Consider the following 14,241-nt stretch of genomic DNA (forward strand, 5'->3'; position numbering starts at 1 on the left):
GGCACAGGCCGCCGGGGGACAGTGTCGTCAGGCAGTCCTCCAGAAGGTGAGACCGTCACGTCGCCACCGGAGTTCGATCCCCGACCCATCATCCTCAACGCGGAGGTATCCGAATTGGCAACCAGTGAATTCGTACCCGGACTCGAAGGTGTGGTGGCCTTCCACACGGCCATCGCCGAGCCGGACAAGGACGGAGGAGCGTTGCGCTACCGCGGCGTGAACATCGACGACCTGGTCGGGCGGGTCGGCTTCGAGGACGTCTGGTCGCTGCTGGTGGACGACTCCTTCGGAGCACGTCTCCCGATCGACATCTCGCCGCCCGCCTTCTTCTCCGGTGACGTCAGGGTCGACGTCCAGGCCTCGCTCCCGTTGCTGGCACCGTCGCGAGGCTTCGGGCCGCTGCTGGACATCAGCGACGAACAGGCGCGGGACCAGTTGGCGCAGACGACGTCGGCCACGCTGGCCTATGCGGCCCGGTCGGCCAGGGGCAGCCTTCCCGAAGTGCCACAGTCCCTGCTGGAGGCTGCACCGACGGTGGTCGAGCGGTTCCTGACGATGTGGTTGGGCGAACCGTCGCCGCAACAGGTCAGCGCCATCGACGCCTACTGGGTCTCGGCCGCCGAACACGGGATGAACGCCTCCACCTTCACCGCCCGGGTCGTCGCCTCCACCGGTGCCGACGTGCCGGCGTGCTTCACCGGCGCGGTCGGATCGATGTCGGGGCCACTGCACGGGGGCGCGCCGGCGCGGGTGCTGCCGATGATCGAATCCGTCGAGAAGAGCGGTGATGCAGCCGGTCTCGTCAAGGGGATCCTGGATCGTCACGACCGGCTGATGGGCTTCGGACACCGCGTCTACCGAGCCGAGGACCCACGGGCCAGGGTGTTGCGCCGGACATGCCGGGAGCTCAACGCCCCCCGGTACGAGGCCGCCGCCGCTCTCGAGCAGGCCGCACTGGCCGAACTGCGGGAACGGCGTCCGGACCGTGCGATCGAGACGAACGTGGAGTTCTGGGCGGCCGTCATCCTGGACTTCGCCGGCGTCCCGGCCAGGATGATGCCGGCCATGTTCACCTGCGCGAGGACCACCGGCTGGAGCGCCCACATCCTGGAGCAGAAGCGGCTCGGCCGACTGGTGCGCCCGTCCGCCGTCTACGACGGACACGAAGCCCGCACGCCGGAGATGGTCGACGGCTTCGGCACCCTCGCCCTGTCGGTCTGATCCGGCTGCACGATCCGGCCGTCCGATCCGGCCGTCTGCTCCGGTCGACCGCGTGCGGGACCCGACACTCCTGGTGACAGGATGGACGAGCGGTCCGGTCGCAGACATCGACGACCCCCACCCGCCAACCGCACATCGCTCGCAACGAGGAGAGCCGCCTGTCATGGCCGATCCGACCACCCTGGTGCTGCCCGCAGATCTGATCCCCACCGACGGCCGGTTCGGCTGCGGCCCCTCGAAGGTGCGGCCGGAGGCACTCGCCGCGCTGGCCGCGTCCGGTGCGACCTATCTGGGCACCTCGCACCGTCAGCCGGCGGTGAAAAGCCTGGTCCACCACGTCCGGGCCGGGCTCTCCGACCTGTTCTCCCTCCCAGACGGCTACGAGGTCATCCTGGGCAACGGTGGCACGACGGCGTTCTGGGATGCGGCTGCACTCGGCCTGGTCCGCGAGAAGTCCCAGCACCTCGCCTTCGGCGAGTTCTCCGCCAAATTCGCGGCGGTGACGAGGGCCGCGCCCTTCCTCGGCGAGCCGACCGTCATCAGGGCCGAGGTGGGTGACGCCCCGGATCCCGTCGCACAGGCGGACGTCGACGTCTACGCGTGGGCCCACAACGAGACCTCGACCGGTGTGGCCGTGCCCGTCTCGCGGCCGGCCGGCGCGACCAGCGGGCAGCTCGTGCTGGTCGACGCCACCTCGGGCGCCGGCGGGCTGCCCGTCGACGTCGCCGAGACGGACGTCTACTACTTCGCGCCGCAGAAGGTCTTCGCCTCCGACGGCGGGCTCTGGATCGCGTTGGCCTCACCAGCGGCAGTGGAGCGCATCGGCGAGATCGCCGCGACCGACCGCTGGATCCCGGAGTTCCTGTCCATCGCCACCGCCCTTGACAACTCCACGAAGGACCAGACGCTCAACACCCCGGCCGTGGCGACGCTGTTCCTGCTCGCCGATCAGATCGATTGGATCAACGGCCAGGGCGGGCTGGACTGGGCGACCGCCAGGACGGCCGACTCCTCGTCACGCCTGTACGGGTGGGCCGAGAAGTCATCGTTCGCCACGCCGTTCGTCCAACGCCCGGAATTGCGGTCGCAGGTCGTCGGCACCATCGATTTCGACGACGCCGTCGACGCCGCTTCCGTGGCAAAGGTGCTGCGCGCCAACGGGATCGTCGACACCGAGCCCTACCGCAAGCTCGGCCGCAACCAACTGCGTGTCGGCATGTTCCCGGCCATCGAGCCCGCCGACGTGACGGCACTGACCGCCTGCATCGACTTCGTCGTCGGCAAGCTCTGATTCGCACACGGTTCGATGCGGCGCGCCTGGGCGAGCGTGTCGGACCCCCGGGATAAATTCATCACCGGATAGCCGGAGGAAATCTTCTTCCGGTGCGGGAGGAGTCGCCATGCGTGCGTTGCGGGTACTGGGCCTCGCCGAGGCCCCGGCGAACGGGACGGTCAAGAATCTGGTCTGCGAGGACCCGTTGACCGGCGAGCAGTTCTCCGTCCCGTGCGACGACCGGCTGCGTGCCGGGGCACGCGGCGACCTGAGCCGGTTCGGCCAGCTGGAGATCGAGCTGGAGTCGCAGCTGCGGCCCCGGGAGATCCAGTCGAAGATCCGGGCCGGCGCAACGGTCGAAGAGGTCGCCTCGCTGGCCGGGACCACCACCTCCCGGGTCGAGCGCTTCGCCTACCCTGTCCTGCTCGAGCGCGCCAGCGTCGTGGAGAAGGCCAAGAAGGCGCGACCCGCGATCGACGGCATCACCGCCGGCATCTCGGTGGCCGAGACGGTGGCCGCCACCCTCGCCGCACGGGGCCACGACGCAGACATGAAGTGGGACGCCTTCAAGGACGACGAGGGTTGGGTGCTGGCCCTGACCTGGAGTGCCGGACGTTCGGAGAACCGGGCCCAGTGGCTGTTCCACCCCGGCCCCGACGGAGGGACGCTCAGCGCACGCGACGAGGCGGCCGCGGAGATCGTCGATCCGGCGCTGCGCATCCTCCGGCCACTGCGCCCGGTCCGGCCGGACACCGTGTCGTCGGTCCTGCTGGACCCCACCATCGCGACCGAACGGCCGGTCAACCGCACCTCCGTCCGCTCCGGCGAGCCCGGCGCGCGGTCTGCGCACCCTGCGGGCAGCAAGCTCCCGGCGGCAGTCTCGTCGCCCATCTCCCGGCCCGGCAGCACGTCGGGCGACCGGTCCGCCGGCCGTGGTCGGGGCTTCCGCGTCCCGGTCGACCAGCTCGAGGGCACCGCCCCGCAGAGCAGTCACCCTCACCCTCACCCCGATCAGGTCAGCGCGCAGCGGATCGTCGAAGACACCGTCACCGACGACCGCACCGGGGTCAACCCGGTCATCACGCGTCGTGAGGTCGCACTGACCGGCACCGAGTCGGCCAGGGCCGTGCCGACCGCTTCCGCGGCGTCCTCGATCTCCCCGTCGAACGCAACGCCAGCGACCGGCATCGCGTCGACCGGCATCGCGTCGACCGGACTGTCCACACCGCCACCCGCTGCCGCCACCCCGCGCACGACGGCACCGGCGATCGCTGCACCCACCGGCGCGGTCAAGGCGCCGCGCAAGGGTCACCGGCCGTCCATGCCCTCGTGGGAGGACGTCCTGCTGGGCACGCGCTCGAACGGTCACTGAGCTGCGGACTCCGCCAACGACCGGGCCACGGATTTTAATGGTTGGAGGCCTGTCGGTGTCCCCACGTAGCCTGGCCGGGTCATGTCCAATACCCCAAAAGGTCCACCTTCCCCATCTGCGAGGCCGCGCACGTCGACCGTGACGTCGCTGCGTCGGCTCCTGCCCTACGCGAAACCGGCCTTCCCCTCGCTGGCCGCCTCCGGGGTCGCCGCCGTACTGGCCTCGCTCTGCGGCCTGACGTTCCCGCTCGTCATCCAAGGGATCATCGACGGGCCGATCGCGCATCGCCGGCTGGCCGACCTGTGGTCGCCGGCCATGTTGCTGATCGGTCTCGGGGTCGCCGAGGCGGTCCTGTTCTGGGCCAGGCGGATGCTCGCCACCCGCCCCACCATGCGAGTGGAGGCGACGATGCGGGCGGCGCTCTACGAACGCCTGCAGCAACTGCCGGTCGCCTTCCACGACCGGTGGCCGGCCGGTCAGCTGCTGTCCCGCGCAGTCTCGGACCTGGGCACCATCCGCCGGTTCCTGTCGTTCGGTCTTGTGTTCCTCGCAGTGAACCTGGCCACCTTCCTGGTCGGTGTCGGCATCCTGATCGCGCTCGCCTGGCAGCTCGGGCTGATCATCGCCGCTCTGGCCATCCCGCTGGTGCTGCTGTCCTTCTTCTACGAGTCGCGCTACCAGATCCTGGCCAGGCGGTCGCAGGACCAGGTCGGCGACCTGGCCACCATCGTCGAGGAGTCGGTGCTGGGGATCAGGATTCTGAAGGCCTTCGGGCGGAGTGCCCACCTCGGCCGGTCCTTCGGCAGACAGGCCCGCGCACTGCGCGAGACCGAACTGTCCAAGGCCAGGGTGATGTCGGTCCTCTGGGCCGTGATCATCGCGCTGCCCGAGATCGCCCTCGGCGTGGCGCTGATCCTCGGCGTCCGGCAGGTGGCCGCCGGCTCGCTCTCGGCCGGCACCCTGGTGGCGTTTTTCGGGACGGCCATGGCTCTTCGCTGGCCGATCGACTCCATCGGCTGGCTGCTGGCCATGGCCAACGACACCGCGGCCGCCTCCGAACGCTACTTCGAGGTGATGGACTCGCCGCTGACCGTCACCTCTCCGGACCTGCCCGTCGCCGCGCCGCGGGTGGCCGGCCATCTGCGACTACGGGGTGTGCACTTCCACTTCGACGATGCGCAGTCCCAGGCGGGCGGACCGAAGGAGACCCTGCGGGGCATCGATCTCGAACTGCAGCCGGGTGAGACCGTCGCCCTGGTCGGGGCGACCGGCTCCGGCAAGACCACCCTGTCGGCCCTGCTCAACCGGCTCTACGACGTCACCGACGGGCAGATCGAGCTGGACGGTGTGGACATCCGTGACTTCGACCTGTCGGAGCTTCGTTCGCGCGTGTCCGTGGCGTTCGAGGACACCACCCTGTTCTCCGCCTCGGTGCGCGAGAACGTGCTGATGGGCAAGCCGGACGGTACCGAGAGCGATGTCCGGTCCGCCCTCGAGGTCGCGCAGGCCGACTTCGTCTACGAGCTGCCCTGGGGTCTGGACACCAGGATCGGCGAACAGGGGATGTCCCTGTCGGGTGGGCAACGCCAACGGCTGGCGCTGGCCAGGGCGGTGGTGGCCCACCCGGAGGTGCTCGTGATGGACGATCCGCTGTCCGCGCTGGACATCCACACGGAGGCCAAGGTCGAACGGGCGCTGCGTTCGGTGCTGGCCGGCACCACCGCGCTGGTGATCGCGCACCGAGCCTCCACGGTCATGCTGGCCGACCGGGTGGCCCTGCTGCAGGACGGCAGGATCACCGCGATCGGGACGCACTCGGAACTGATGGCCGGGGTGCCGGCCTACCGCGACCTGCTCGCCAGCCGCGACGACCGGACCGACACCCAACTGCGCAACACCCAGGAGGCACACGCGTGAACACCACTCCTGCCGTGCCACTGGATCCGGAGGCCGACGACGTCTGGCGAGGCGTCGCCGCGGAAGACTCCGTCGACATCAGCTCGGACGTCGGCATCAAACTGCAGGCCAGGTCGCGCCGTCTGCTCGGCTCCCTGCTGCGTCCGCACCGGCGGCTGACGATCCTCGCCATCGCGATGGTGGTGATCAGCGAGCTGGCCTTCCTGGCCGGCCCTCTGATCGTCGCCTACGGGATCGACTCAGCGGTGCCCGCGCTGACCAGGGGCGACGGCGGCCCGCTGACGTTCACGGCGATCGGCTACCTCGGCGCCGGTCTGGTCAACGCGCTGGCCAGGGGCACCTTCGTCAGGCTGGCCGCCCGCATCTCCCAGACGGTGCTGCTCGACCTGCGGGGCCGGGTGTTCGCCCACTCGCAGTCCCTGAGCCTGTCCTTCCACGAGAAGTACACCTCCGGCCGGGTCATCGCCCGGATGACGAGCGACCTCGACACCCTCTCCGACCTCACCGAACAGGGCCTGGACGGACTCGTCTCGGGGCTCCTGTCGGTCCTCGGCATCAGCATCGCGCTGCTGTTTCTCGACCTGCCGCTCGGGCTGATCGCGTTGGCCGCACTGATCCCGGTCTTCTTCCTGACGCGCTGGTTCCAGAGCACGTCACGGAAGATCTACCGCCGCACCCGGACCGCGATCGCCGCACTCATCGTGCAGTTCACCGAGACGATGAACGGTCTCCGGGCCGTCCTGACCTTCCGGCGCGAGGAGCGCAACGAAGCCATCTTCGCGAAGTTCAACGACGAGAACGCCGAGGCGAACGGCGATGGACTGATCGCGATGGCCAGGTACACGCCGGGCGTCCGGCTGATCGGGAACCTGACCCTGACCGCGGTGATGATCATCGGGGCCGTGCAGGTCATCGACTCCGGTCTCGAGGTCGGCGTGCTCGCGGCCTTCCTGCTCTACGTCCGCCGGATGTACGACCCGCTCGACGAGCTGGCGATGTTCTACAACTCCTACCAGTCGGCGGCCGCTGCGCTGGAGAAGCTGTCCGGCCTGCTGGAGGAGGTGCCCGGGGTTCCGGAGCCGACCGACCCGATCCCGATGCCGGAGATCACCGGGCGGGTGAGCTTCGACCAGGTGCAGTTCTCCTACCACCCACAGGTCGAGGTCCTCCCGACCTTCGACCTGGAGCTGCCGGCCGGTCAGACCCTGGCGGTGGTCGGCGCGACCGGTGCCGGCAAGTCGACGCTGGCCAAGCTGCTGGCCCGGTTCTACGACCCGACGGGTGGCCGGGTGCTGCTCGACGGGGTGGATGTCTCCCACCTCTCCTCCGACGATCTACGGCGCGGCGTCGTGATGGTCACCCAGGAGTCATTCCTGTTCTCCGGTTCGGTGGCAGACAACATCGCACTGGGCAAGCCCTCCGCGAGTCGCGCCGAGATCGAGGCGGCCGCCGACGAGATCGGGGCCGGCGGTTTCATCCGCAAGCTGCCAGAGGGCTTCGACACGGACGTCCGGAAGCGCGGAGGTCGACTCTCCGCCGGGCAGCGGCAGCTCGTCGGGTTCGCCCGTGCGTTCCTGGCCGATCCGGCCGTGCTGATCCTGGACGAGGCCACCGCCTCGCTGGACATCCCGTCGGAACGCGCGGTCCAGGCCGCATTGCGGACGGTGCTGCACAACCGGACCGCGGTGGTCATCGCCCATCGACTGTCCACCGTCGAGATCGCGGACCGGGTCCTGGTGATGGAACACGGACGGATCGTCGAGGACGGCTCTCCCGAAGATCTGATCGGGTCCGGTGGTGGATTCGCCGGCCTGCACTCGGCCTGGCAGGACTCTCTGGTCTGAGCCCCGACCCGGGGTTGAGTCCCCGACGGTCGGCCCGGGAAGATCGGGCCCCGGCAGATCGGCCGGGAAGATCAGGCCAGGAAGATCAGCACCGAGACCCAGGCCACCAGCACCCCGAGCACCGCACCGCCGGCGATCCAGCGCAGCACGGGCAGGGACCTGGACAGCCAGAGCGCCGGACCGAGTCCGCCGGCGACCAGGACGTTGACCCCGATGGCGACGACGGGATTGTTCGACAGACCGGCGGACAGCACGTAGACGGCGCTGGCGACGAGGAACATCGTGAACCCGGCGAGCGCCAGGCCGGGACCCCAGGGCACCGCCTCGCCGCCGGCCCGCCACTCCTCGACCCAGGCCCAGTCGGAGGGCTCGTCCTCCAGGAACGCCTCGTCGTCCGGAGCATTCCCGCTATCGGCCGGTCGTCCGTCCGGAGCCCGATCGTCTTCTCGCTCCGACCGCGATTCCACCGGCGGCCCCCGGTGGTGTCCCGCCTCGGAGGGGTCGCGTTCGGCGCCGGCGGACGTGATGGGGCCGCCAGAACCGGCGTCGTCATCGGGCCCGCTCATCGGGACATCACCCGACGACGGCAGACCTCGACGGCCCGGGTCACCGGGTCGGGCCGGGGAGCAGGCGCACGCATGCGGTCAAGTGTGCCGCACCGACCGCCGCCGCTTCACCGGCCGGCGACGATCTCGGCGAAGGCGATGGCACCGGCGGTGGCCACGTTCAGGGAGTCGACGCCGGGCGCCATCGGGATCCGGACGAGGAGGTCGGCGGCCCCCATCGCTTCGTCGGTGAGTCCTGGTCCCTCCGACCCGAGCAGCACCGCGACCCGCCGCCCGCTGAGATCCGCCTGACGAAGGCTGATCGCGGTCGACCGAGGGGTCAGTGCGACGACGGTGAACCCATTGCGGCGCAACATCTCTGCTGATGCCGGCCAAGAACCGGGCAGCGGCGCGAACGGCACGAGCAACACGGTGCCCATCGACACCCGGATGCTCCGCCGGTAGAGCGGATCCGCGCAGCCGTCGCCGAGCAGGACGGCTCCGATACCCAGGGCGGCGGCGTTCCGGAAGATCGATCCGAGGTTCTCGTGGTCGCCGACGCCCTCCAGCACCACCGCCGAGTTCACCGATTCCAGCAGCTGGGCCGCCGGCGGGAAGGCGATCTTGTCCGCGGTCGCCAGCACACCACGATTCAGATGGAACCCCACCACTGCGGCCATCAGCTCCGGCGTGGCGACGTAGAACGGCGCAGCCTGGCCGGCGAGATCGGCGGCGAGCTCGTCGAACCGGCGCGCCACCCCCAGCAGGGATCGGATCGGGTATCGGGAGGCGATCAGCCGCCGCACCACCACCGTGCCCTCGGCGATCACCAGGCCACGCCCGCCCGGGCGGTCGGGCCTCCGGTCAGCCGTCGTCAGGTCGCGGAAGTCGTCCAGGCGAGGGTCGTCAGGATCGCTGACCAGGATCGGGGTCGGGGTCTGCATCGGGGTCGGGGTCTGCATCGGGGTCGGGCAGTTCACCGGGCCGGGCAGAAGGCCGGACGTCCTGCAAAGTGCGGCCGATAGGCCGCACTTTGCAGGACGTCAGCGCGATTCCGGGGGACGTCAGCGGCCGGCAAGATCATTGAGGATGATCGCGGCGCGGTGCAGGATCTCCCGATCCTTGACCGACAGGCCGACGAGTTGCTGGGCCAGCCAGGCCTCACGGGCCTCGACGTAGCTCTCCATCCGGGCGATGCCTTCCTCGGTGATCTCCACCAGGACCTGACGCCCGTCGGCGGGGTTGTCCTTCCGCACCACGACGCCGGCGTTCTCCAGCCCGTCGACCACCCGCGTGATGGACGGCGGGCGCACCTGTTCGCGCAGTGCGAGATCCCCGGCGGTGATGGGGCCCTCGCGCCAGATGATGGCCAGCGCGGAGATCTGGGTCAGCGTCAGGTCTGCGTTCGGGTGCTGCTGACGGAGGCGCCTGGTCAGGCGGTGAATGGCCAATCGGAGCTCATTGGCGAGAGGCGCAACATCAGGCATGTCTTGAGATTACCTTTACTATTAGACGGGCAAAGGACGGTCGTCATCTCGCCAGATCCTGACACAGCCAGACCCTGTTACTGGCAACACCTTGTCACCTCGGGACCCCGGCCGCCAGCCCTACCAGGGCCGGGCTACCGGCCCGGGCCGCGGACCCCGGCCGCACCGGCCCACCGGGCGGCCTGCGCAGCGCCACCCTCGGCCACCGTTCGCGGGCAGGAGCGCTACTGGACACCGTTCTCGGCCAGGTCCAGCAGATCGCCGTCGGCGGCCACCACCGCCAGGTGTCGATCGCTCCAGCGGCCGGCGACGAAGGCCACCGCCCGTCCGATGCCGGCCGCGGACCCGTCGACGCGAAGCCCATTCGACGACCGGGCGCCGCCCCGGGCGTCGGAGTCATCGGCGTCCGGGCCCCACCAGGTCACCCGCTGGGCAGACCCCGGCCCGGTGCCGACGGACAGGTCAGGAGCAACCAGCAGGGGTCGATCGCCGAACAGCACGGCCAGGTCGACCCCGAGAGCGAGCGCGGCGCGCTGCGCCGCGGCCGTCTCCGGCGGCGACAGGGACCTGGTCGGCCCGGCGACCACCTGCGCCGTGATCGCCTCGGAGACCAGATCCAACTCCAGCGCCCGCGCCACCCTGACGGGTTCGCGGCCACCCGCGACCAGCTCGCCGGCCGACACCAGCTGGGCGAACCACGGCAGATCGAGCACCATCACGTCGCCGGCATCGGCGACCGCACCGGTCAGCGTGCGCACCGACCCCGGCAGCGCGAGACCGCCGTCTGCTTCCAGGGCTTGGACGGCCAGCGCCGTGAGTGCGGGCACGGCGCCGGCCGGGACCTCCCGCTCGGGATCGGCGAGTCTGGCCAGCAGGTCCGACGGGTCTGCCGTGAGGGCGTCGGCCGTCGAACCCAGCACCCCGATGGCCTGGGCCACCGCCCCATCCAGGGACACCGGCAACTCGTCGTACAGACCCGTCAGCCCCAGCGCGCCCGACGTGCGCCAGCGGTGCGGCGGTTCACCCCCGAGTAGGGCGAAACGGCGGATCCACCATCGGGTGTAGGACGGGTCGGGTCCGGACGTCAACGCCCGCAGCGTATCTCGATCCGCTGCAAGCATGGCCAGCAGCTGGGGCCATTTCTCGTCGTCGATCAGGTCGAGATCGGCGACCGCCTCGAAGGTCTCGGGCGGAAGAGAGTCACCGACCACCTCGGACCACCATTGCTGCAGATCCGGTAGGTCCGCTTCGGCGTTCTCCACCGCGACGATTCTCAACCCGGTCCGCACACCGAGGCGAGCGAGCGTCTGCTCCGGGTAGACCGCCCACCGAGATCCCATCAACGGTAGGTCGGCGTCGGATGCGAGCACGGCCGCCAGGGAGGCACCCGGTGCGAGCAGTTCCCCGGCCGGCCAGGCCTCCCCGCTGGAATCGGTGAGCACCACGTCATCCAGAAGGCCGCCGGCCGGCCCACCGGCCTCCACCAGGTCCAGGGCCAGCCGCGCGAGGTCGGCGAGCTCGTCCGGATCAGGATCGTCCTCCTCGAGGTCCTCCCGGAACCGGCGGAAGAGCTGAATCAGCGCGGGGTCGCTCAGCAGGGCCGCCGCGTCGGCGGGCCGGGCGCCGAGCCGGGACAGCAGCGGGTGGGCGGCATCCGGGTGCACCACGCAGAGCTCGGGCGCGAGAGTACCGGCCCGGCGCAGGATGTCGTCATCGAGCGCGTCGGGGCCGGGCAGCAGGGTCCCGGCCGGCCCGATCCGGCGACCACCCCCGGACAGCGGAACGGGCAGGTTCGCAAGGTCTTCGGCGTTCTGGTCGGCGAGCGCCTCGTAGACCTGGTGCCAGAACGCCGGCCGACCGTCGATCCCGGCCAGTGCGCTGGTGGCATCGGCCAGCGGTAGCAGCGCGACCCCCAGCACCCGTAGCGCCTCGAGCTGAGCGGGAGTCCGCGGAGGAAGCAGCAGACCCGGCACCGCGCGGCCCAGCAGGCGCGCGGCCCCGTCGGAGATCCCGGTGATCACACAGGCCGAGGACGGGACGACCGCGTCCCCCAGCACCGCGAGAAGGACCGGCGCCCGCGAGAGTCGCCGGACGATACCGGTCCGCAGCGCGGCGTCCACCGGTCCGAGCGGGAACCCGGCGGCCGGCACCAACGACAGCCGGTGCTCCGGCGGGACAGCGGTGAACAACTCGAGGTACTGCGCCGCCGCCTGGTCCAGGAGATAGGCGGTGAGGGGGCCGGGCGCCAGACGCCGCCGGGTGTCGTCGACCGGGAACGTCCCGACCAACCGGGCCGGCAGAGAGAGGGGCTCGTCGGTGGGCGTCGGTGCGCCCAGGAACACCGGGACCGCGTCCGGCGGCAGCTCGAGCAGATGCAGCGGTGCCGCCGGCCGGTCGTCGGGATCCGGCAGCACCCACGTCAGTTGCCACTGCTCGCGTGCCCGCTCCTCGATCGGCCGATCCGCCAGCAGCGAGGCGGGGATCGTGCCGGCGGCACCGGCGGCCAGGTAGCGGGTGGGCACCCCGTCACGGGTGATGACGGTCAGCCCGTCGTTCAGGTCCTGCCGCTCGATCGTCGTCAGCGGGAGCCCCGGGAGTTCGATCTCCACCCTGAACAGCCCGGGCAGCGCCCAGAGCAGATCATCGCCGACGGCGCGGAGTAGTTCTTCGAGCTCGCCTGCACGACCAGGGCGTAGGGGCAGCCGGACCTGCGCGTCGAAGCCGGCGGGCAGTGGATCAGCTTGCAGCGCAGCCATTTCCATCGACCAGGGTAGTCGCAGAGCCGGAGCCTGGCCGTTCCGGGCGGCCAGCTCCTTGGTCAGCTCGGCCACGCCGAGGGCGGTGACGGCCCCCGCCGTGCGGTCCCGGGAGAACATCACCCCGCCGGTCGTCGACACCACCTGGGGAGCGTCGGAGACCGTCAGGACCGCCGTGAATCCGACGCCGAAATGCCCGACGCTGATCGAGCCGCTGCGCTTGGCCGAGGCCCGGAGGGAGGCGAGGCCGGAAACTCCGGCCGCGGTCAGCGGGGCGCCGACGTTCGCCGCCCGCAGCTGGGCGACCGGGCCCGAGGTGTCGAGGGAGAATCTCACGTGGCCGGGAAGACCGGCGTCGCGGGCGGCGTCGAGTGCGTTGGCGGCCAGTTCGATCAGCAGACGATCGGCGTACCCGCCGGTGGCCAGTGCCTCCTCCGCATTCGCGTCCTCGCGGAAACGTGCGGGGGATTCCGACCACGCGCTGAGCACCGCGGACCGCAGCGCAGCGGTCCGGAAGGGGTCTACCGGCACGGCGTCGACCATCGGAACCCTTCGGTAGAGGCGACTCCCACCCCGGCGATCAGGCCTCCGAGTCGAGCACGGTATCCGAGTCGGGCACGGTGTCCGAGTCGAGCAGGGCCTCCGAGTCGGGCAGGGTGTCCGAGTCGAGCAGGGCCGCTTCGGCCAACTCGACCTCGGCGAGTTCCCGACCGACCGTGTACGGATCCGCCCATTCGTCCATCAGGACCTCGTCGGCGTCCGGGATCGCCTGGTCAGCCGACTCGGGAGCGCCGCCATGAGCAAGTGGCTCGCCGGTCGGGCCCGACTCTTCCGCCGACCGCGCGGGCCGTCGGCGGTGCACCTCCATCGACAGTTCGTCGATGACGGTGTCCGCGGCCGCGGACCTGGCGGGCATCTCGATCACGCTCTCGGAGTGGGCGCCACAGCCGTAGGCGGCGTCGACCACCCGGCCGTCCGCCGGCGCGAGCTCGTTGCCGCACGCTCCGAGCATCTGCCCGAGCGAGCCCGCCAGCGGGAGGTAGAAGGCGCAGCTCACGCAGTGCGCGGGCGCGGCGAGCGCCATCTCGTCGCCCGGTCCGAAGGCCCCGTCGTGCAGCCGCTCGGCAAAGTCGACGCGCCCCTCACGGCTGAGCACCCGCACCCGTCCGATCCCGAGTTCCCGGGCGACCGCCTCGACGGCCGGATCGTCGCTCTGCAGGTAGGCCGGCACCACTCGTGGGTCGTCGGCGATGGGCGGAAGCAGGTCCCCGACGCCCAGATCGCCGGGCCGGATGCGCTGGTCCCACGGAATCCAGGCGGGCGCGAGCAGTGCGCCGTCGCCAGGCAGCAGGACCACCTCGCTGACGGTGGGATGGGCCTGGTCGAGCACGGCCAGGGTGACGGACCAGACCCATCCGAGGTAGCCCGCCTGTCGAGCCGCGAAGGTGGCGGTGATCGCGACGTCGTCCTCGGCCAGCGCCTCCCGGAATTCACCGATGTGATCGTCGCTCCCGGCCTCGACGACGGCTGCGGCCCTGGCCAGGTCGCGCGCACGGTCGTCCAGCACGACGACCACCCGCTCGCGCACTCCGATCGCTGCGTCGTCATGGGCGGCACCGGTGTCCTGGGCGAGACCGGACATCTCGTCCGTGACCTGCGAAGGACCGTCCGGATCTGCACCCGGAACGGGGGCCGGGAGGTCGGCCGTCTGGTCGCCGGCCACGGCAGTTGACGCTGGGTTGGAACTCACCGCTCCATCTTGCCGCATCCGATGGCGGACAACTCACGCGCCATGTTCGACGACGCAGTATGTGGGGGGCCTACGG

10 protein-coding genes are annotated in these 14,241 nt (G+C 70.8%); 5 read left to right on the top strand and 5 right to left on the bottom strand.

All coding sequences use genetic code 11. The features are described 5' to 3' along the window. Positions 1-114 precede the first annotated feature (114 nt). From H7F38_RS24580 to H7F38_RS24600, 5 genes are all read left to right on the top strand, one after another. On the top strand, positions 115-1,221 hold the full coding sequence (locus tag H7F38_RS24580) for a citrate synthase 2 (RefSeq protein ID WP_187092190.1): 1,107 nt from the start codon (positions 115-117) through the stop codon (positions 1,219-1,221). 163 nt (positions 1,222-1,384) lie between these two features. After that, positions 1,385-2,512, top strand: coding sequence for a phosphoserine transaminase (gene serC / locus H7F38_RS24585; protein WP_187092191.1), 1,128 nt, complete (start codon positions 1,385-1,387; stop codon positions 2,510-2,512). Between the two features lie 109 nt (positions 2,513-2,621). Continuing rightward, entirely contained in the window at positions 2,622-3,866 is a 1,245-nt protein-coding gene (gene sepH / locus H7F38_RS24590) for a septation protein SepH (RefSeq protein ID WP_187092192.1), read from the top strand. Between the two features lie 138 nt (positions 3,867-4,004). Beyond that, a complete protein-coding gene (locus tag H7F38_RS24595) occupies positions 4,005-5,783 on the top strand; it encodes an ABC transporter ATP-binding protein (RefSeq protein WP_255498172.1) in 1,779 nt (592 codons plus the stop codon). Next, positions 5,780-7,627, top strand: a complete 1,848-nt coding sequence (locus H7F38_RS24600; RefSeq protein WP_222618309.1) for an ABC transporter ATP-binding protein — start codon at positions 5,780-5,782, stop codon at positions 7,625-7,627. Before H7F38_RS24595 ends, H7F38_RS24600 begins: the two co-directional genes overlap by 4 nt. 71 nt (positions 7,628-7,698) lie before the next feature. Here H7F38_RS24600 and H7F38_RS24605 read toward each other — a convergent pair whose 3' ends face one another. The 5 genes from H7F38_RS24605 to H7F38_RS24625 all read right to left on the bottom strand — a co-directional run bounded on the left by H7F38_RS24605 (position 7,699) and on the right by H7F38_RS24625 (position 14,165). Then, positions 7,699-8,193: a DUF2537 domain-containing protein gene (locus H7F38_RS24605; RefSeq protein ID WP_187092194.1), complete on the bottom strand. Its 495-nt coding sequence runs from the start codon at positions 8,191-8,193 to the stop codon at positions 7,699-7,701. A gap of 107 nt (positions 8,194-8,300) precedes the next feature. Then, entirely contained in the window at positions 8,301-9,116 is an 816-nt protein-coding gene (locus H7F38_RS24610; protein ID WP_187092195.1) for an RNA methyltransferase, read from the bottom strand. 120 nt (positions 9,117-9,236) lie between these two features. Beyond that, positions 9,237-9,623 (bottom strand): MarR family winged helix-turn-helix transcriptional regulator, encoded by a 387-nt coding sequence (locus tag H7F38_RS24615; RefSeq protein WP_255498173.1) that lies wholly within the window; start codon positions 9,621-9,623, stop codon positions 9,237-9,239. A gap of 260 nt (positions 9,624-9,883) precedes the next feature. Further along, entirely contained in the window at positions 9,884-12,946 is a 3,063-nt protein-coding gene (locus H7F38_RS24620) for a sacsin N-terminal ATP-binding-like domain-containing protein (RefSeq protein WP_187092197.1), read from the bottom strand. A 49-nt stretch (positions 12,947-12,995) separates the two neighbouring features. Next, positions 12,996-14,165: a DUF3027 domain-containing protein gene (locus tag H7F38_RS24625; protein WP_222618310.1), complete on the bottom strand. Its 1,170-nt coding sequence runs from the start codon at positions 14,163-14,165 to the stop codon at positions 12,996-12,998. Positions 14,166-14,241 lie beyond the last annotated feature (76 nt).

It is taken from the genome of Nakamurella sp. PAMC28650 (assembly GCF_014303395.1).
GTDB lineage: Bacteria > Actinomycetota > Actinomycetes > Mycobacteriales > Nakamurellaceae > Nakamurella.

Excerpts from the sequence above, each read along its gene's own strand:
- serC (WP_187092191.1), top strand. The coding sequence starts at position 1,385 with ATGGCCGATCCGACCACCCTGGTGCTGCCCGCAGATCTGATCCCCACC.
- sepH (WP_187092192.1), top strand. The coding sequence starts at position 2,622 with ATGCGTGCGTTGCGGGTACTGGGCCTCGCCGAGGCCCCGGCGAACGGG.
- H7F38_RS24605 (WP_187092194.1), bottom strand. The coding sequence starts at position 8,193 with ATGAGCGGGCCCGATGACGACGCCGGTTCTGGCGGCCCCATCACGTCC.
- H7F38_RS24610 (WP_187092195.1), bottom strand. The coding sequence starts at position 9,116 with ATGCAGACCCCGACCCCGATCCTGGTCAGCGATCCTGACGACCCTCGC.